The organism is Cytobacillus sp. SAFR-174 (genome assembly GCF_051964675.1).
Taxonomy (GTDB): domain Bacteria; phylum Bacillota; class Bacilli; order Bacillales; family Cytobacillaceae; genus Cytobacillus.
The window spans coordinates 14,690-32,558 of sequence record NZ_JBQCMZ010000025.1 but is presented as its reverse complement, the minus strand read 5'-3'; the positions used below and the strand labels follow the sequence as shown (position 1 = coordinate 32,558).

Sequence of the window (17,869 nt, the reverse complement as noted above, 5' to 3'; positions counted from 1 at the left end):
GCTCCTTCTCCACTTAATTGATTCAGATCTAATTAACCGCGGATTTGGCCAGCGATCTGGTTATCAGCATCTTCAAGAGCTCTTGCAGTATTATTAAGCTGAGCAGAAATATCCTCTAATAACTGCTGCATTTGAACAAATGAAGGTCTTAAAGATTGGTATTGTTCAGCAAACGCTCTGCTTGCTTCCCCTTCCCATGCACCTTCCAGTTCACGAATCATATTATCCAGACGGACAATCTGATCCCCAACCTGGCTGCTTTCTCCATTATAGCGGTTAGACATGCCTACTAATTCTGCTGGTGTAACGCGAATAACTCCTGACATTCAAATCTCTCCTTTTCAATAGGTTACTATTATTGTAAAAATACACAATAAAAAGGTCAATTACTTACTTGCAAAAAATAACAAAACAGTTATTTATACCCACTAATACCCACTTTCGAAAAGTTTAAACCTAAATTGGTATTTTTTTCATAGTTTTTTACTATTTTTTTGATTTTCAAATTCAAATTTTCTACCTATTTATTACTATCATGGCAGTCAAAACTCGTCAAATCGCTAATGCATCCGTGTCGAATTATGTCTGTGGTTTTATTCCTATTATTCTATAAACCCCTAATTGTATTTTATAGGTTAAATTACCCTGTTATATAGATATTTACTAAACTTTATTGTACCCTTTTTTTTCCTAAAACCAGCCTTCTAGTTTATATGGTACTTTTGAATCATTTTCCAAAATAAATTTCGGGATTCATTAAGCAAAAAAGATACAGCTGAATCGCTGTATCTTTTAACAACCTATTTATTCCCCAACCACCTTAGCATCCTTTAGCATGTCCTCAGTCAAAGCAACTCCCTGTTCCTCAGCTGCTTTCTTGTTAATCACAAGCTCAAGGCTTTCCGGATAGCCGACAGGAATCTCACTCGGCTTTTTGCCTTCAAGAATATCAACAGCCATTTGGCCTGTAGAGTAACCAAGATCATGGTACTCAAAGCCATAGGAAGCAAATCCGCCCCGTTTAACCGAATCGCTTTCTCCCACAAAAGCTGGAATGTCTTTTTCATTGGCTACGTTCAGCACAGATTCAAGGGCAGATACCACAGTATTGTCCTTAGGGATGTAAAACACATCAGCACGTCCCACTAAGGATTCTGCAGCCTGTTTTACCTCTGAGCTTGTTGAAATTGTTGTCTCTACTGCTTCCAGACCTGCCGCCTCAATGGCTTCTTTCGCATGCTTAACATTTACTACTGAATTTGGTTCCCCATCATTGTAGATAATGCCCACCTTTTTGGCATCAGGTACAAATGTTTTGATAGAGTCAATTGTATTTTTGATGGCATCCGGATGTGTATCAGATGTACCCGTTGCATTCCCGCCGGGTTTGTCCATGCTTTCCACAAGCTCAGCTCCCACAGGATCGGTGATGGCTGTAAAAAGGATTGGAATATCTTTCGTTGATTGCACAACCGATTGTGCACTCGCAGTAGCAATTGCCAGGATTAAATCATTCTTGTCCGCGACCAGGTTCTGGGCAATGGACATATTATTGTTCATATCCCCCTGGGCGTTCTGGAAGTCGATTTTAAGATTTTTTCCTTCTTCATATCCAGCATCTTTCAATGCAGCTATAAATCCTTCTCTCGCAGAATCCAGTGATGGATGCTCAACAATTTGCGTAATGCCGATTTTAACCGTTTTCTTTTCTGAAGCTTCTCCGCTGGTTTCCTCATTTCCTGAACCGCAGGCAGCAAGCATGAGCAATGCACTGCTTGCCATGATGGCCAACATCTTTTTCATCAAAAAATCCCCCTGAACAATTATGTATTTTTTAAAATTTTTATAATATTTTGATATTAACATGTTTAATATGTTTGTAACAATAGCTAATCCTCTTTTTGTCAGATAAATTGAGCTCCATGCAAAATAAAAGCTGATTCCAAATGGAACCAGCCTCTGCTGCTCTATTAACGAATGGACTCCCTATTAGGGATTTCATTATATTCTTCCGGATTCAAATCATAAACACTGCCATCTGCAACACCATTAATGATTCCCATAAGACCAGTTTCTACAGTCTTAACCAGCTGGCCTTTCATCTTTTGGCCATAGTTCTGTGTCTGCCCTTTTACTTCAAACAAGACTACCCCGCTTCCGTTCAAGGCAAAGGAACCAAGTGCTGTTCCAGGCAAATCTAAGTCCTGGTCATATAACGAAATATTGGTAAACACTGAATTGCCTTTTTCCTGAAGTGCATCATAAAGTGCCACATTTAGCTGCCGGGAGAAATCAAAGCGGTAATTCTCCGCATATTGATTATATTTTGATCCCTCTGGGGAATTTGGATCGGGAATGAAATCGGCTGAGATGGACATTGTAACGTCTTCATCCGTTCCTTCAATCTTATAGAAATTTTGGTGATGAAGATCTAAAAAGACTTCTACATTTCCAAACTCCTCTTGCAGACCTTTATATACATCCCGAACTGTTTGGGATTCAGGTGTGATATACCAGCCTGGAGTGCTCGAATTACCCGGAAAGTTCTCCGCTTTCGGAACATAGTTCAAGTCGGGGTTAAAGTCACGGTTTACATCAAAACCTGGAGCTGCTGCATAGTCATCCCCCTGCAGAGTGCGTGTGTAATAATTCCAGGTTGGCAGTGCGTTATGTAATTGAGGAAACTTCTCCTGGACTTCTTCCCAGGTCATCACATTACCACGCCTGTCCAATTCAGAACCATCGGCATTCATCATCGGAATCGCTACAATCGTCAGTTCTTCCCTAATTCTTTTCGCGGCTGCTGATTGGCTTGAGCCTAAGTGCTGAAGAATATTCAACAATGCGACAGTACCAGTCTTCTCATTGCCATGAATTTCACTTTGCACCAGGACTACTTTATCTCCATGGCCCACTCTTGCTGTAAAGATATCTCTTCCCTGATTCGTTTTACCCGCGGACTCAACCTGAACCAGGCCATTCGATGACTTTTCAAGCTGGCTCAGCATTTTCTTCAATTCTTCATAATCTACAAAGCCATTAACAGATATATTTTCCTCTGTCACTGGCTTTGCTCCCTCAGCAAAGCTAACTTGAGGTACTAAGATCGATGCCGCCAGCGCTGCTGAACTAAGTACTTTCCATAATGATTTTTTCTTCATTTTTAAGCCTCCCCTGATCTTCTTTTAATTCGGTATCCGAATTATTTCTATCATGCCTTTTCAACCTGAGGATGTAAATCTGCTAAAAGAATTAATATTCTGAATTATAAATATCCTACATTTTCCTTATTGGATAAGACTTTCATCACGCTAAAAAGGACTGCGTAAGATCGCAGTCCTTTTTGCGTCAGTCAATTAATCCCTCTTCTTTCAGGAAATCAACCGCCACATCTTCATATTGTTCTTTATCAATATCAACTCTTGCATTAAGCTCCTGCATTTTTTCATTATCAATTTTACCTGCAAGCATCTTCAATGCTTCTTCAATTTCAGGATGTTCTTTCAGCGTATCAGCCCTGATGACAGGGGTTGCATAATACGGAGGGAAGAATTTTTTATCATCCTCAAGGACCTGCAGATTGAATGCCGGTATGCGGCCATCAGTGGAAAAGGCATCAATGACATCCACCTCTCCATTCTTGATGGCACTGTACATAATGCCGGAGTCCATGGCCTGTGTTCCGCCAAATTCAAATCCGTAAGTATCCACAAGGCCGGGATAGCCATCAAGGCGCTCCAGAAATTCCGGCTCCGAGCCTAGAGACAGCTCCGATGATTTCTTGCCTAAATCTGAGATGGTTTTAACTCCCCAGTTTTCAGCATCTTCTTTTCTTATAGTCAGTGTATACGTGTTATTAAACCCAAATGGCTCAAGCCAGACCAAATCATAATCAGCCTTGAAGCGCTCTTTTACGAGGTCATACACCTTGTCAGGATCACTGATCATTTCTTCTTTTAAAATACTCAGCAAGGCTGTTCCCGTATATTCCATATATAAATCATAATTTCCGTTATTAACGCCTTCAAATGCAGGTGCGGTACCTCCCAGGAAGGACTCATATTTCACATTTAAATCTGTATGCTCTTCAATCAGATGCCCCATGATGTAAACCATGATCTCCTGCTCCGTGAAGTTTTTGCCTGTAATGGTGATCGTATCTTTGCCGCCGGCTGTTTCGCCGAGCTGAGCAGCAAACGCAGAAAGAGGAAGGATTAAAATTAATGCGGTCACCACCCATTTTCTCCAGCGGCTCACAGCTGGATTGGTTTTCTGCCCTTGTTTAAGCCCCTGCGGAGTCACATCTGTCTCCAGAAGCTTCAGCAAATAGTCAAAAATAATCGCTAATAGAGCAGATGGAATTGCACCTGCCAGAATAAGACCCGTATTATAAGTCTGCAGTCCGCGGAAGATTAAATCTCCAAGACCGCCAGCCCCAATGAGGCCTGCAATTGTCGCAACACCGATAATTAATACAGTCGCAGTACGAATCCCGCCCATGATAACACTCAGGGACAGTGGAAGCTCCACCATCCAAAGGACCTGCCGATTCGTCATTCCCATTCCGACCCCGGCGTTGATGGCAGACTTTTCAACACCAGTAATGCCTAGATATGTATTTCGAAGAATGGGCAATAAGCCATAAACGGTTAAAGCAATAATGGCAGGGGCTTGTCCCGTTCCGATGAATGGCACGAGAAATACAAGAAGTGCGAGACTTGGAATCGTCTGAAAAACTCCTGCAATCCCAATAATTGAATCGGCAATTTTTCGATGGCGGGTTAAATAAATCCCCAAAGGAACAGATATTAAAATCGCAATGGCGATCGAAATAAGTGAAAGATACATATGCTCTAAAATTAAGTTCCATATAGTCGGCCAGCGGTTTACAAAAACGTCAGCCGTGCTGCTGATCATGTTAAGAATCGTCTACACCCCCTATCCTGTTTATTCGACGATTTCGTCGACCATATATTCTACAAGACTTGATCGGGTCACAATGCCCAAAAGGTTCCTGTGTTCATCCATAACCGGAACAAAGCCGTAAACAGATTCGTTCACAAGCTGAAAGGCCTTTTCCGCCGGATCATTCTGCTGAAGTGTCACAACGCTTGAATCCATAATATCTTTAAGCATTAACTCTTCATCTTTGTAATTTTTCTGGACGTCCCAGACGGTTGCAATTCCCTGAAAAACATTTTGATTATCCACAACGACAAGACTGTTAACCCGCTTGCTTCGCATCAGCTTCAAGGATTCAGCCAGCCTGCGGCTTTCGCCCGCTGTTACAGCCGGAACCATTAATTTGGTTAGTTTAGGGAATGATATGCTGTCACTTTCCTGAAGCCGGTCTTCTCCAATAAAGCTTCGGACAAACTCATTAGCCGGCCTGCGGATGATATTTTCCGGCGTATCCAGCTGCACCACCTCCCCATCCTTCATAATACAGATGCGGTCAGCGATTTTAAGCGCCTCATCCATGTCATGGGTTACAAATACAATGGTTTTCTGGATATCCCGCTGAAGGCGGACTAACTCATCCTGCAGCTGCTCCCGGCTGATCGGATCCAGTGCACTGAATGGTTCATCCATTAAAATAATTTTCGGCTCAGCTGCCAGCGCACGGATAACACCGATTCTCTGCTGCTGCCCGCCGCTCAGTTCTGAAGGGTAACGTTCACCAAACACCTCCGGATCCAGTCCTACCATATGCATCAGTTCGTCCACTTTATCTATGTATCTTTCCTTCTTCCATTTCATCAGCCTCGGAACAAGCGAAACGTTTTCTTTAATCGTCATATGCGGAAGCAGCCCTATTTGCTGGATCACATAGCCGATCGTCCGGCGAAGCTTGACTGGATCTTCTTTTGAAATATCTTTTCCTTCAATTGTAATTGTCCCTTTTGTCGGCTCAATCAGACGGTTGATCATCCTCATGGTTGTGGTTTTTCCAGATCCGCTGGGTCCAATCAGAACCAGCAGTTCACCTTCCTCGACCTTAAAGGTAATATCCTTGAGAGCATGAAACCCGTCCTGAAAGACTTTGTTTACTTCTTTAAACTCAATCAACTTTTCAGCACCTCCTATACATCAAACAATTGTAAAATTATGGAACAACCTATCCGCAGATACGTTTTTCAGGGTAACATAAACCGCTAAATCATGCAAAAATCATTAAATTAGTTATCCCACTATAATTCCATAATATTCATATTTAACCTTAATCTTCTTTCTCCAAACCAAAAAGGTACTTCATCTTAAAAAAACTCCTTATTAATCACCATCTTTAATTAATGTGGAGGATTTATGCTGCCTTGAGCCTTGCCTTCTTCTCTGCAATATGACTCCGGTGCTTTCAGGCATCAAAAAAGGGAAGCATTTCTTAAGAGCTCCCCCTGACAGGTATTAATAAGGATATCCAAATCCCGGTCCACAGCAAGGCCGCGGGTAATAATAAGGCGGCGGTGGCGGATATCCATAATATGGACGCGGGTAGAATAAGGCAGTGCCCAATAATCCTCCTGCTAACCCGCCTAAAAAAGGCAGACCAAAGAATCCAAAAAACCGCTGATCCTGCGGCTGGTAAGGGCCTCTATAAGGGTACATACATACATACCTCCATTTCCTCTGTATATGCCTACATTATTGTATATGCGGGGAAATGGGTTTGGCTTGGGCAAATTCACTACATTTGGAGGGGGAATGTTGAGGATATATTAAACGAAAAACAACCTTGAAAGGCACTTTGCCAATCAAGGTTACAAATAAATTACATTATATCTCAGGTATATCAATCTCTTTGCCTGGAGACTTACTAATTAAAACGTTAGGAAGGTCTGGGTTATTCTTTTTCAACTTATACTTTTGAATTTTTGTTAATTCAGGGTCAAAGGAAATGTCTTGTGATTTAAAGCCTAAGCTTAATAGTTTATTATAAATCTTCCTCAAAAAAACTTTCCATTCCTCTAATGAAGAACTTGAAATTTCATCTGAACTCTCTAACAAACGATAGCCATCTGCATAATGGAACATTAGTAAACCTGTCCCTAAATCACAAGCCTCATTTTCTAAGATGACTGTTGGTACTTCAAAACCGCTATTCCAATTATAATTGGCAGCAAAGTAATGGAGTGTTAGTGGATTATCTACTTTTTTTAACTGGCTGATTAAAATATTTTTATCTGTATTATAAAGCAACCCCACCAGATAAGTAATTTCTGAGTTAACCATCAACTAAATAAATTCTCCATACCTTTAATTTCTCTTACTCATAATTTGTAGCAGCAATAAAATCAAAAGCACCTGTTGAACTAATTTCGTTTTTATATTCAAAATTATATATTAAAATTACTGCATTATATGATTTCTTTAGGTTTATACTTTTCTGGATTTTTGGAATGACAATTTCTTCATATGAACAACCATCTAATAATGCTGAAATATCACTACTACTATTCTTATAGACAGCTTTTTCTATAGTATCCTCATCTGTTTCATCCATATCAATATTAAAGTCGATAAAGAATTGGGATGGGACAGACTCGCCATCCTCATCATACGTTAAATCAACATACTCTCCTATTAAGTCCTCATCGTTAATATTTCCTAACCAAATTGAAACCCATCCTTGTTTTTCCATTATAGTAGCCTCCTACTTTAATCTTAGACCTTGTGGTAAAGACGAAACTCCACCCTCTAACCTATAATTAGCCCAATTATTAAGTCGTCTAACAAATGTATTATAGTCGCTAGAAGTATCTATTATTGCTAACAATTCATTATGTGCTTTAGTTGAGCCTAACCCTCCATGAACACCGTTTGGATTGACAAATTTGACATCCGAAATAGCTGTTCTTAAATCTTTAATCTCTTCAGCACCAATATTCCAATACTTAAATTGAGGAGCCCTTGAAACTAAGTGCTACTCATGTAAACCTCCAGGTTCTCTAAGTTGGCGTTCAATTTTCTTTCTAATCTTTTTCTCTTTCCAAAGTTCGTCTAGTTCACTACTTGTAAGGGAATTGAAGAATTTATTAAAATTCCCACTCTTTGCAGTTGGTATATCTTCAACAGTTAATTTTGTTATATCTTTAGCATTACCCGTACCCTTACCAGCCTTCCTCCCCGGCAAGACCACATGACCCTTTTCCTCTTTCAATATCCTGACAAGCGCATCAAAGTCGGCCTTTTTGATGCTTTTCCGTATGACCTTGGTACCCTGTTTTCGGACAACAGCTGCGAGCGACAGGTATTCGAGTATTTCAAGCGGGGTTCCGTCAGCTATGGAGTCCAGTTCCCGTACTCCTCCCACGCGGTCTTTTGGAATGGAGTCGACAAATTCGTAGGCTGTTCCTTTTTCACTGTCGAATTCTCTTACGATCCGGCCATCTTCATTTAGATAGAAATTGCCGCCATCATTATGGCTGATGGTTCCATACTCATCTATGACTTTAACAGTCAGGATCTCCCGGCCGCTCAGGGAGGCGAATTCCTCCGGGCTGATTTCGTTACTGTTTAGCTCTGCTAAAGCCTTCAAGGCTCTTAACTGATAGTGGATGGTCTTTCTTTCGTAGGTACTCTGCCAGATAGACCAAATGGAATAAGCGCCGGGCTGCAGAATCTGGCCCAGGGCCGTGACGCCCAGCTCTTTAAAGAAATCCGGTGAACGCATGGAATTTCCTGCTTTATGCCTGATGCCTTCTAAAAGCTCTCCATAGACTGGGCTGGAGTGAAGCTGCTTGACAGAATAGCCGGTAATGCTGAGAATTCCACTCTGAAAGAGGCTTGAAATTTCATCGATGTATGTCTGCATCAGATGAAGATCCTGCTCAATTGGATCAAGCGCCAGTGTTTGCTGGCTGTCAAAGGTCATAAGGTTATCAACCTTATTTTGCCGGTGCAGTTCCGCCCTTCTTACATGTGCCGAAAACTCCCCATCCTGCAGGTGAGGGAGACTGACAATATCAGAAACTTTCTGCATCACCGCATTGGTCTCGTCTGTTAAGCTATTAGTGATAGATTCTGTTTTTACCAGGCCCTGTGCCGCTTCTTAAAAGCATTAAAAAACCTTGAAAGGCATTTAGCCAATCAAGATATGCGTTTTATTATGCTTTTTTAATCAAGTAGCAACTCCAAGTAATATTTATCATTTTCTTCTATTTTTCTTAAAAATTCTTCAAGAGAAGTCTCAATTTGAATATCATAATAGTAAACCGGACTTCTATTCTTTTCATTCAATTCAATTGACATTAAAGCTGATTCACTGCCTTCAAAAAATATTAGTTTGTTATTTTCAAATTCATCATAGATTTCTATGTCAGGATAAAACTCAAAATCGTTAACTCTTAATCGAAAATCTCTTACGGAATAAGGATCCATAATACGATTTATATTAATCTCTGAACCTTTAATAAACCCGTAGCCAACCTCTATATAAAAATTAACTAACTCCTTAGGAAATTTTAAATCGAGTTCCTTCTCAACCTCTTTTATTTCGTTTTCAGTTACTCGATAAAAACAATTTTCTTGATTTGCCTTCATAGGTTCGTAGCCCATTATTTTTTACCTCCTTTAAATAGCGAATTTGCTGGTGATCCTGTTCCATAAATACCAGCTTGATGCTCATTTGGGAATTTTGCAGGATGCATATTCCACCGTTCATGTTCTCCTCCAAATGTATTCTCAATTATATGATGAGCATCATACTTATCTCCTTTTTTCCTAATTATTTTACCTGTTTTTTCTGAAATAACATTTTCATTATACACAGGCCACTTTTGCCCTGTATTTTCTTCCCACTCTTTGATTACTTTATTTTTATTTTTAAATTCTACCCTATGCTTAGCTGTTTCTATTGGTGACATTTTTTTATTTTCTTTATTTCTTAAGGCTTGCTTCAACTTCTCTATTTTACCAGGCCCTGTACCGCTTATTAAAACCATTAAAAAACCTTGAAAGACATAAAGCCATTCAAGGGTCTGTTTTTACAAAACAGTTTTTTTCATTCCATAACTCAAAGATATCATCAGGCAATAGTTCGTCAGCATTCGAATATACTAAATCATCTCTATATTTTCCTTTTAATCTATTCTGCTTCACATTATAATGTAACTTTATCTCTGTAGGCATTTCTTTTCCATATTCTTTACATTTTTCATGAATTTTTTCAAGTCCAATATCTTATCATAAATCCAAAGTAAAAAACCTTGAAAGGCAGTTCATAGCCAATCAAGGTCAATTATTTTTTACTTTTTCTACCAATTAAACCTAATCCTCAATTAAATCTAAATAATATTCATTATTATTGAGAAACTTTTTAAAAAAATCCTCTAACGATTCAGCTATTTGAATATCGAAATAATATATTGGATTATTAACTAATTGTAAATCTATTGTAATATAAACACCCTCGTTTACTTCAAAAAAAATAAGTTTATCTTCATCATCAAAAAGTTCATCTAAATCTGGGTCAAATTCAAAAATACCTTCTCTTAATCTAATATCTGCTACAGCCCCTGGTCCCAATATTCTATTTATTGCATTAGCACTTTGACCTTTAATAAAACCATAACCAACTTCTAAATATAACTGTTTTAAATCATTTGGAAAACTGATATCCATTCTTTGTTCAGCTTTTAAAAGATCATCTTCAGGTACCTTATAGGTTTTATTTTCTAGCTCATTAATAAATTCAAAATCAGCCATATGCTATTTTACCTCCTTGGAAATAGTTTACCTGATGGTGCTCCCTTTCCATGTATCCCTGCTTGGTGTTCGTTAGGATATTTTGCTGGATGAATATTCCACCACTCATGAGGGCCACCAAAGTTATTCTCTATGATATGATGGGCATCATACGGTTGACCAATACTCCGAGCAACCTCTCCATTCTTATCAAGCACTTCTTCTGTATATCTTGGCCACTTTTGGTTGGTTTTTTCTTCCCATTCTGCAATCAATTTATCTTTCAAGCTCGATGTAAATTTGCTTCTATACTTAGCTGTCTCTTTTGGTGTCAATTTTTCATAGTTTTTGTTTCTCAAGGCTTCTTTTATAAGATGAATCTGCTCTTTATTAACCTTTCGTCCAGTTTTAGCCTCTATATCCCTCAGATAAGCTTTTGCTAAATCCTTATTAAGTTCATCCGTACCCTTACCAGCCTTCCTCCCCGGCAAGACCACATGACCCTTTTCCTCTTTCAATATCCTGACAAGCGCATCAAAGTCGGCCTTTTTGATGCTTTTCCGTATGACCTTGGTTCCTTGTTTTCGGACAACAGCAGCCAGCGACAGGTATTCGAGTATTTCAAGCGGGGTTCCGTCAGCTATGGAGTCCAGTTCCCGCACTCCGCCCACTTGGTCTTTTGGAATGGAGTCGACGAATTCGTAGGCTATTCCTTTTTCTCCATAGAATTCCCTGACAATCCGGCCGTCCTCGTATAGATGAAACTTTCCGCCCTGATTCTCGCTGCCGATGCCATACTCGTCTATGACATCAACAGTAAGGATTTCCCGGCCGCTCAGGGAGGCGAATTCCTCAGGGCTGATTTCGTTACTGTTTAGCTCTGCTAAAGCCTTCAAGGCTCTTAATTGATAGTGGATGGTCTTTCTTTCGTAATTACTCTGCCAGATAGCCCAGATGGAATAAGCACCGGGCGGCAGAATCTGACCCAGGGCCGTGACTCCCAGCTCTTTAAAGAATTCCGGAGAATGCATGGAATTTCCTGCTTTATGCCTGATGCCTTCTAATAGCTCTCCATAGATTGGGCTTGATTGAAGCTGCTTGACGGAATAGCCGGAAATGCTGAGATTTCCACTCTGAAAGAGGCTGGAAATTTCATTGATGTATGTCTGCATCAGATGAAGATCCTGCTCAATTGGATCAAGAGCCAGTGTTTGCGAGCTGTCAAAGGTCATAAGATCATCAACCGTATTTTTCCGGTGAAGTTCCGCTCTCCTTACATGTGCCGAAAACTCCCCATCCTGCAGGTGAGGGAGACTGACAATATCAGAAACTTTCTGCATCACCACATTGGTCTCGTCTGTTAGGCTATTGGTGATAGATTCTGTTTTTACCAGGCCCTGTGCCGCTTCTCCATCCAAAAAGCTCTGACGGATGAATCCATTGCTTGCCGGTTCGAGCATCTGAAGGGAAGAAGCTATTCCTTTTAAAGTATTTTGATAGTCTGCAAGAAAGCCTTCAAAAAATAAGAGAAAAGGAGAATGACATTCCTGGAAGAAAGCCTGAATAGCGGCTGCTCCCTCTCCCCGAAAGGAGTCCTCAAACGAAGTAATTCCTTCTACATCACGTGCAATGTTTCTTATCTGCTCTTCTAAGGAGTCGAGACTGGTGTGAAGCTCCTTCAATCCGCTATGCAACTCCCTTGCATCTAATACCTTCAGTATAAATCGCCTCCTGCCATTCGACAACTGGAATAGAGGCGCTTCAGAGAGCCCCTCACTAGAATTTTCCATAATTTATACTTTACACTAAAAATTAGAGTAATTTTATTACGAATAGGATTATTTTTACACTTTTGTATAAAACAGTAATAAATACCCATCGACATAATGTCTAAAATAAGAAAAATGTATCATTATTACATTATTTCCCTGTGATATAGTAAAATAGATTCTTTTTACCCGGTTTAATAATATGAAAATGGCAGTATATAGAGGTGAATATTCATGTCTTTAGGCTATTACTACAGTTTATTGGCGAAGAAACAAAGTGATCTGCAGAGACTGCTGGCCTGTGAGGGAGAGCTCCAAGGAAAACAGCAGGAGTTTAACCACTATCGGCATACCGTCACAAAGCCGGATCTTTCCCCTTTTACCTGGCAGGGAAAGCTGGCAGATGAATTTGAGGATATCCGGTTTGAACAAATGCTCACGAGTTATACTGACATTGAGTCAAATCAGTTTCATGAGGTGTTTTCAGCCATAAGCCGGAAGCTGCAGCAGATCCAGCAGGAAATCGATTCTATCAAACAAACAATCGCTTCCCTGGAAGCACAGCTTGCAGCAGAGAGGTCGAAGAAATAATGAGGAGGTATTGAGTATGGATACTGAGATTAAGCTAAGGATAAACGATATAGAACAAGCACTTTCTAAACTTCAATCCTCCGCTAACGGGCTCCAGCCATCCTTTGCATCCACTATTGGAGAGAATAATGTCCTTGATTTCATCAATAAATTGAACGCTTTAAATAGGCAGCTTCATCAGGTGACAGAAGCCTATAAATCCATATTGCTCCAAAATGAAGAAACAACACGGCAATCCGTACAATTCTTGGATGAATCGGATCGGCTGCTTTCCAGGGGGATACATGGAGAAACTGGCAGAAAAATTACGTAGCAGGTGGCTGTACATTACAATTAAACAAAAAAGAAGCTTCCCACAATCAGCTTATGAGAAGTCTCCATAAATATTTTCCAGTCAATTGCTTGATTTACTCATTAGGAACCTAAAATACTATACTTACGATTTCTCATTTTCAGGAATATCTCCAAGTGTTCTTTTAAGAATCCGACATAACGGTTGACCTCTTCTATCGTAGTGTAGGGAGAGATCGCGAAAAATTTATGTGCGTACACAGGCAGCTGCTTGTTTAAGTCTGCCGCTTCAACGAGTCGCTGCTTTTTTGTATTTCCAAAAAAGACAGTATCTCGTTCAGTACCAATTATTTCAGCAAACTCGTCATTAAATTGATTAATTTCCATTATTTCTTCCATAGTTAAATGTCTGTTCAATTCGTTATCCCATTCTATCTTTTCAGGGTAAAAACGGAATGTTGTAATAGGAGAAATTTCATTCGTTACTGCCACATTCGAAACTTCTCTTGTTAACATCTCTCTAAATGCAATATTGACACGGATATAATTGGCCAAAAGCTCTTGATAGCCTTCCATTCCAAATGCTAATAAAGATGCATAAATCCCTAAAGCACTTCCCATCCGTGAGCATTCCAGCGTGAAGCCTGTATGATAGCTCCCATACCCACGGTTCCCAACATAAGGCGTTTCCGCTGCATCTAAATCTACATACTTAAGATACTCTCTGTTTTTAATTAAAAATAAACTTGTGATATATGGGGTTTGTCCAAGCTTATGGAAATCAAAGACCATGCTATCTGCAAGCTTTATCTGTTTGAACTTACGCTGATAGGATCTTAAAACCTTCTTAACATTGTCTTCAAATCTCAGAGGGTTACTTTCAAAATCGTAATGGTTAAAGAAGGTATACATACCGCCCATGGCCGAGTCTGCATGGATATAAATCGGATATACGCCATGGGTACGTTCCAAGTCTTCTGCTACCCGCTTAATCCCCTCAATGTCATCAATCCCAAATGTATCAGTCGTTCCCATTGTGGCAAGTACATAAAGAGGAACACCGCCTTTGACAATAACAAGCTCCATTTTCTCTTTTAAATCATCGAGATTCATAGAATGATCAGCATTCACTTTTACCCGAATCATATTCTTCACGCCAATCCCTGCAGCTTCTACAGACTTATACAGACTATAGTGTGATAGCTCTGAACAGAAGCAATAGAGATTTTGCGGCACACCATTTTCTTTTGAAGACGGTGCATACCGTGCAATGGCAAGTCGCAAAGAATTAAAAACAGCGCCTTGTCCTCCCCAGGTTGTATACCCTGCACTAATGCTCTCATCGTATCCGATTAATTTGGATAGCATACTGGTTATCTCGATTTCTGCTGCAGCCGCTGCTGGGCCTTCCACATCCCAGAGATTGTTCCCATTGACCAGGACCATTACTAAGTTCCCGAGCATACTTGCTATATTCGGAAGGGGCGCTGCGTTTGCTACATAATTTCGATTGACGTAGCGGTGTCCTTCCGCCAATTTAAGAAGCTCCTGAATCACTTCCTCCATCGGCACACCCTTTTTCGGAACATCGGCCTTTTCGATGATACGATTATAGTAATCCTCTGTGTACTCGGGCATTTTTCCAAGTGTTAGTTTGTTGGGATCCTTTAACTCATCTATTTTCGTTAAGATTGTCTTAAAGTAAGACAATAATTTCTCTCTTTGAAGTTCATTCCCGTCCATACTGGGAAATAACTTTTGAATTTCCTTCATCCTGTACCTCCTGGATGCTTTTTCAAGAAGCAGATTTATCTAAAGATCCTATAAAAAAAGTCCACACAGGTGGACAAATCATTGCCGCATTAAGTAATATTCAGCCTTTCCGGCAACCCGGCTGCCATAGATATTCCCTGTTAAATAGAAGGAATAATGTGCTATTTATTTATTCTTTCATAAGGACTAATTCGTGCATCAAATGGAAGCTTCCCACAGGCTGCGCTTAACTGAAATAAGAACCTATATATGAATCACAGCCAGCAAGGGTAAAACTCTTTATACTGCTGCACGGACCTTTTTATCAGCAATTTGACCCTGAGCCGCCTCTGTTTCATCACCATGATTCCATGCAAATATTAATTTATTCACATCATTTGTAAGCTCAACAAGGTTCTTTGCTACCTGTACAAGTTTTTGCATTGCAGACAGTTCATCATCACTTATATCGATTAGCTCCTCAAACATTTCAACAGATTCCCGTGAGATTGAGGCAATCTCAACAATTGTTGCCATGATCTGCTGTGAAGCAGAGGATAATTCCTGTGTACTCGCAGAAGAGTTTTCATTATTTTCAGCAATAATTGTTGTAGTAGCCAGAATTTTTTTGAACATGGTCCCAACTTCTACAAGGGTGGTATTTGTATCTTTCAATTCCTCTGTTCCCTGCTGCATGGAATTTACAACTATTTCAGTTTCTTCCTGTATATTCCTTACAATGGTTGATACTTCAGAGGAAGACTGCCGTGATTGTTCGGCCAATTTCCGAACCTCATCAGCAACGACCGCAAACCCCTTGCCATGCTCCCCCGCACGGGCCGCTTCTATGGCCGCATTCAATGCTAATAAATTAATTTGTTCTGAAATTCCTGTTATCACTTTTACAATTGTGCCGATTTCATGAGATTTTTCTCCGAGTTTATTTATGGCATCAAATGTTATATTTACAGTTTGATTAAACTGATTCATCTTATCTAAGGAATCCTTTAGCTTCTCGTTTCCTTCCTGCGTCAGTTCTAAGGTAGTATTCGATTGATCTGATATCTGAAGTGATCTGCCGGATAGATTTTCGATAGCCTGTGTCATTTCTTCCATAGATGCAGCACTTTCTTCTGTTGCTGCCAATTGTTTCGTCAACCCTCTGCCTACCTCATCAATTGCCGCTCTAACAATATCTGCTTTCTCAGAAGCATATTCACCGACTTCCGTAAGGTTTTCACCTTTTTCCTGAACATCTTTTGAATATGAATAAAACTTTTCCCTTACAAGGCCGAAATAGTCGATAAGCCCATTAAATACAGCATGTTTAGAGCTTCGTTCATCAACTTTGTTTGCAATGTTGCCCGCTGATAATTCTTCCATTCCATTTAATATTTCTTTATGAATATGAAGATGGCGCTTTAACGAAAAATACCGGTAGGCCAAAAAAACCGATACTCCCATTAAGATAATAATGATGCCTAGCATAATCGCTTCCATTTTTGAAAATCCCCTTACATCTATTTAATTAAATTAAACTTCAGTTTAGTGTGTTTACATTTAAAGCTCTTTTATAAGGATATATGTACCATCCGCTACATTTTCAGGAATGCCACGCAACTTAAGGTTCTCTTGATATTTATAGACGATAAAATTTCCTTCTGTATCTTTATATTTTTTCATATTATGATATTTTTCCATTACACGTATTGATTTCGGGTTGGTTGCTTCACCTAGAACAGCCTTTAATCCTTGGGATGATGCTTTTGCGATTAATCTATTTCCTAGTTGCTGAATAATTTCTTGACGATTATGTTCAGCAATTACGCCTAACATAAAAAGGTGTAATAGTTCCCCATCTATAATGTCATGTCCATTCTGTATTTTATAATCTTCCATGAAACGTTTATCCACATCTTCCAAAACACGCAGAATTACATTCATATCATAAAAAGAACCTTCAAATATATCTTCTCCGATTATCTCAGGTGCATTTGTATCTCCCGCAAGTACACCAACAACATTATGATGAGCATCCAGTGCAACTGCGCAATATCCCTGTTCAATCGTAGAGTCTAAATAATCCTTGGTAAACTGATAGAAATCCTCATAGCCTATATTCAATTGACCTACCATTGGCTCCTGAATCCATTTCCCTGCAACCTCTACCCCTATGAATGTTCGAGCCAGACAATCTGCTGCTTTCACAATTAATTCTGGCTGATCCTTCTTTATGATTTCGTATGTATATAACTCTAGTGTTGTTTGCACTTCTTTACTCCCTTTCAAATGTAAAATAATGATTCCTTCATCATTGTCACCAACATCAGATGCCATGAGGCACTTTATCAATGAATGTACCCGAGAACTCAATTCTCTCAAGTGCATTCCTGATTTGCACCTGCGCAATTTTAGATGATGGTTTTACTACAAGAATATCCTTAAATCCCAGTGAAGAATAAAATTGCATTGTCTGTTCAAGCTGTGGAACCACCTTTGATGGGACAGGTGATTGGTGGGTCCCATCTACAACAAATGTATAACTTTGCCTTGATACCTTATTAATCGTATCCTGTAAATCTATCATATAACCTTCCGCATCCTCCTCTCTCATTAACCCATGAACCTGTACATGAACTTCCTTTGCAACCTCATTAATGGCCATTTTGTATTTTTTCTTATCTACAACTATCATCTCTGATCTCCTCTGCCTGTATTCTTCATATTTTTTTGCCTATTTAGACAGTGTCCAAAAAAAGACTATCCCCAAATTAAAAGGGATA

General features: G+C 39.6%; 17 protein-coding genes and 2 pseudogenes. 2 read left to right on the top strand and 17 right to left on the bottom strand.

The window, feature by feature from the left end; translation table 11 throughout:
- Positions 1-32: 32 nt before the first annotated feature.
- The 13 genes and pseudogenes from ACTHRG_RS20360 to ACTHRG_RS20300 form a co-directional block, all read right to left on the bottom strand.
- A complete protein-coding gene (locus ACTHRG_RS20360) occupies positions 33-326 on the bottom strand; it encodes a WXG100 family type VII secretion target (RefSeq protein ID WP_076262160.1) in 294 nt (97 codons plus the stop codon).
- Between the two features lie 478 nt (positions 327-804).
- Positions 805-1,803, bottom strand: coding sequence for an ABC transporter substrate-binding protein (locus ACTHRG_RS20355; protein WP_076262162.1), 999 nt, complete (start codon positions 1,801-1,803; stop codon positions 805-807).
- 167 nt (positions 1,804-1,970) lie between these two features.
- Positions 1,971-3,161 carry a M14 family zinc carboxypeptidase gene (locus ACTHRG_RS20350; protein ID WP_076262164.1) on the bottom strand — a complete coding sequence of 397 codons (1,191 nt, stop codon included), beginning with the start codon at positions 3,159-3,161 and terminating at the stop codon, positions 1,971-1,973.
- Positions 3,162-3,348: 187 nt separating this feature from the next.
- Positions 3,349-4,917 (bottom strand): glycine betaine ABC transporter substrate-binding protein, encoded by a 1,569-nt coding sequence (locus ACTHRG_RS20345; protein ID WP_440231873.1) that lies wholly within the window; start codon positions 4,915-4,917, stop codon positions 3,349-3,351.
- Between the two features lie 30 nt (positions 4,918-4,947).
- Positions 4,948-6,069, bottom strand: a complete 1,122-nt coding sequence (locus ACTHRG_RS20340; protein ID WP_076262168.1) for an ABC transporter ATP-binding protein — start codon at positions 6,067-6,069, stop codon at positions 4,948-4,950.
- Between the two features lie 336 nt (positions 6,070-6,405).
- Complete coding sequence (locus ACTHRG_RS20335; RefSeq protein WP_076262170.1) at positions 6,406-6,606, bottom strand: hypothetical protein; 201 nt, start codon at positions 6,604-6,606, stop codon at positions 6,406-6,408.
- 168 nt (positions 6,607-6,774) lie between these two features.
- Positions 6,775-7,230, bottom strand: a complete 456-nt coding sequence (locus ACTHRG_RS20330) for a DUF4274 domain-containing protein (RefSeq protein ID WP_076262227.1) — start codon at positions 7,228-7,230, stop codon at positions 6,775-6,777.
- Between the two features lie 34 nt (positions 7,231-7,264).
- On the bottom strand, positions 7,265-7,639 hold the full coding sequence (locus ACTHRG_RS20325) for an immunity 22 family protein (protein ID WP_076262172.1): 375 nt from the start codon (positions 7,637-7,639) through the stop codon (positions 7,265-7,267).
- A gap of 282 nt (positions 7,640-7,921) precedes the next feature.
- Positions 7,922-9,037: pseudogene (locus ACTHRG_RS20320) on the bottom strand (T7SS effector LXG polymorphic toxin); the annotation flags it as partial.
- Between the two features lie 77 nt (positions 9,038-9,114).
- Positions 9,115-9,555, bottom strand: a complete 441-nt coding sequence (locus ACTHRG_RS20315; protein WP_076262174.1) for an SMI1/KNR4 family protein — start codon at positions 9,553-9,555, stop codon at positions 9,115-9,117.
- Positions 9,555-9,911 (bottom strand): annotated as a pseudogene (locus ACTHRG_RS20310) (LXG family T7SS effector ribonuclease toxin YxiD); the annotation flags it as partial. The pseudogene ACTHRG_RS20310 and the gene ACTHRG_RS20315, both read right to left, overlap by 1 nt.
- 355 nt (positions 9,912-10,266) lie before the next feature.
- A complete protein-coding gene (locus ACTHRG_RS20305; protein ID WP_076262176.1) occupies positions 10,267-10,704 on the bottom strand; it encodes an SMI1/KNR4 family protein in 438 nt (145 codons plus the stop codon).
- A gap of 8 nt (positions 10,705-10,712) precedes the next feature.
- Positions 10,713-12,473: a ribonuclease YeeF family protein gene (locus tag ACTHRG_RS20300; protein WP_286149059.1), complete on the bottom strand. Its 1,761-nt coding sequence runs from the start codon at positions 12,471-12,473 to the stop codon at positions 10,713-10,715.
- A gap of 213 nt (positions 12,474-12,686) precedes the next feature.
- On the opposite strand from ACTHRG_RS20300, the gene ACTHRG_RS20295 reads away from it, so the two are divergent.
- Entirely contained in the window at positions 12,687-13,043 is a 357-nt protein-coding gene (locus ACTHRG_RS20295; RefSeq protein WP_076262178.1) for a YwqH-like family protein, read from the top strand.
- Between the two features lie 16 nt (positions 13,044-13,059).
- On the top strand, positions 13,060-13,356 hold the full coding sequence (locus ACTHRG_RS20290; RefSeq protein ID WP_076262180.1) for a YwqI/YxiC family protein: 297 nt from the start codon (positions 13,060-13,062) through the stop codon (positions 13,354-13,356).
- A 101-nt stretch (positions 13,357-13,457) separates the two neighbouring features.
- Here ACTHRG_RS20290 and ACTHRG_RS20285 read toward each other — a convergent pair whose 3' ends face one another.
- The 4 genes from ACTHRG_RS20285 to ACTHRG_RS20270 form a co-directional block, all read right to left on the bottom strand.
- Positions 13,458-15,107 (bottom strand): pyridoxal phosphate-dependent decarboxylase family protein, encoded by a 1,650-nt coding sequence (locus tag ACTHRG_RS20285; protein WP_076262182.1) that lies wholly within the window; start codon positions 15,105-15,107, stop codon positions 13,458-13,460.
- Positions 15,108-15,386: 279 nt separating this feature from the next.
- Positions 15,387-16,586 (bottom strand): methyl-accepting chemotaxis protein, encoded by a 1,200-nt coding sequence (locus ACTHRG_RS20280; RefSeq protein ID WP_076262184.1) that lies wholly within the window; start codon positions 16,584-16,586, stop codon positions 15,387-15,389.
- 60 nt (positions 16,587-16,646) lie between these two features.
- Positions 16,647-17,423 carry a hypothetical protein gene (locus ACTHRG_RS20275; RefSeq protein WP_286149060.1) on the bottom strand — a complete coding sequence of 259 codons (777 nt, stop codon included), beginning with the start codon at positions 17,421-17,423 and terminating at the stop codon, positions 16,647-16,649.
- Entirely contained in the window at positions 17,413-17,781 is a 369-nt protein-coding gene (locus ACTHRG_RS20270) for a hypothetical protein (RefSeq protein WP_076262186.1), read from the bottom strand. The genes ACTHRG_RS20275 and ACTHRG_RS20270 overlap by 11 nt, the downstream gene beginning before the upstream one ends.
- Positions 17,782-17,869: the final 88 nt, after the last annotated feature.

Excerpts from the sequence above, each read along its gene's own strand:
- ACTHRG_RS20360 (WP_076262160.1), bottom strand. The coding sequence starts at position 326 with ATGTCAGGAGTTATTCGCGTTACACCAGCAGAATTAGTAGGCATGTCT.
- ACTHRG_RS20355 (WP_076262162.1), bottom strand. The coding sequence starts at position 1,803 with ATGAAAAAGATGTTGGCCATCATGGCAAGCAGTGCATTGCTCATGCTT.
- ACTHRG_RS20350 (WP_076262164.1), bottom strand. The coding sequence starts at position 3,161 with ATGAAGAAAAAATCATTATGGAAAGTACTTAGTTCAGCAGCGCTGGCG.
- ACTHRG_RS20345 (WP_440231873.1), bottom strand. The coding sequence starts at position 4,917 with ATGATCAGCAGCACGGCTGACGTTTTTGTAAACCGCTGGCCGACTATA.
- ACTHRG_RS20335 (WP_076262170.1), bottom strand. The coding sequence starts at position 6,606 with ATGTACCCTTATAGAGGCCCTTACCAGCCGCAGGATCAGCGGTTTTTT.
- ACTHRG_RS20330 (WP_076262227.1), bottom strand. The coding sequence starts at position 7,230 with ATGGTTAACTCAGAAATTACTTATCTGGTGGGGTTGCTTTATAATACA.
- ACTHRG_RS20325 (WP_076262172.1), bottom strand. The coding sequence starts at position 7,639 with ATGGAAAAACAAGGATGGGTTTCAATTTGGTTAGGAAATATTAACGAT.
- ACTHRG_RS20315 (WP_076262174.1), bottom strand. The coding sequence starts at position 9,555 with ATGGGCTACGAACCTATGAAGGCAAATCAAGAAAATTGTTTTTATCGA.
- ACTHRG_RS20305 (WP_076262176.1), bottom strand. The coding sequence starts at position 10,704 with ATGGCTGATTTTGAATTTATTAATGAGCTAGAAAATAAAACCTATAAG.
- ACTHRG_RS20300 (WP_286149059.1), bottom strand. The coding sequence starts at position 12,473 with ATGGAAAATTCTAGTGAGGGGCTCTCTGAAGCGCCTCTATTCCAGTTG.
- ACTHRG_RS20295 (WP_076262178.1), top strand. The coding sequence starts at position 12,687 with ATGTCTTTAGGCTATTACTACAGTTTATTGGCGAAGAAACAAAGTGAT.
- ACTHRG_RS20290 (WP_076262180.1), top strand. The coding sequence starts at position 13,060 with ATGGATACTGAGATTAAGCTAAGGATAAACGATATAGAACAAGCACTT.
- ACTHRG_RS20285 (WP_076262182.1), bottom strand. The coding sequence starts at position 15,107 with ATGAAGGAAATTCAAAAGTTATTTCCCAGTATGGACGGGAATGAACTT.
- ACTHRG_RS20280 (WP_076262184.1), bottom strand. The coding sequence starts at position 16,586 with ATGGAAGCGATTATGCTAGGCATCATTATTATCTTAATGGGAGTATCG.
- ACTHRG_RS20275 (WP_286149060.1), bottom strand. The coding sequence starts at position 17,423 with ATGGCATCTGATGTTGGTGACAATGATGAAGGAATCATTATTTTACAT.
- ACTHRG_RS20270 (WP_076262186.1), bottom strand. The coding sequence starts at position 17,781 with ATGATAGTTGTAGATAAGAAAAAATACAAAATGGCCATTAATGAGGTT.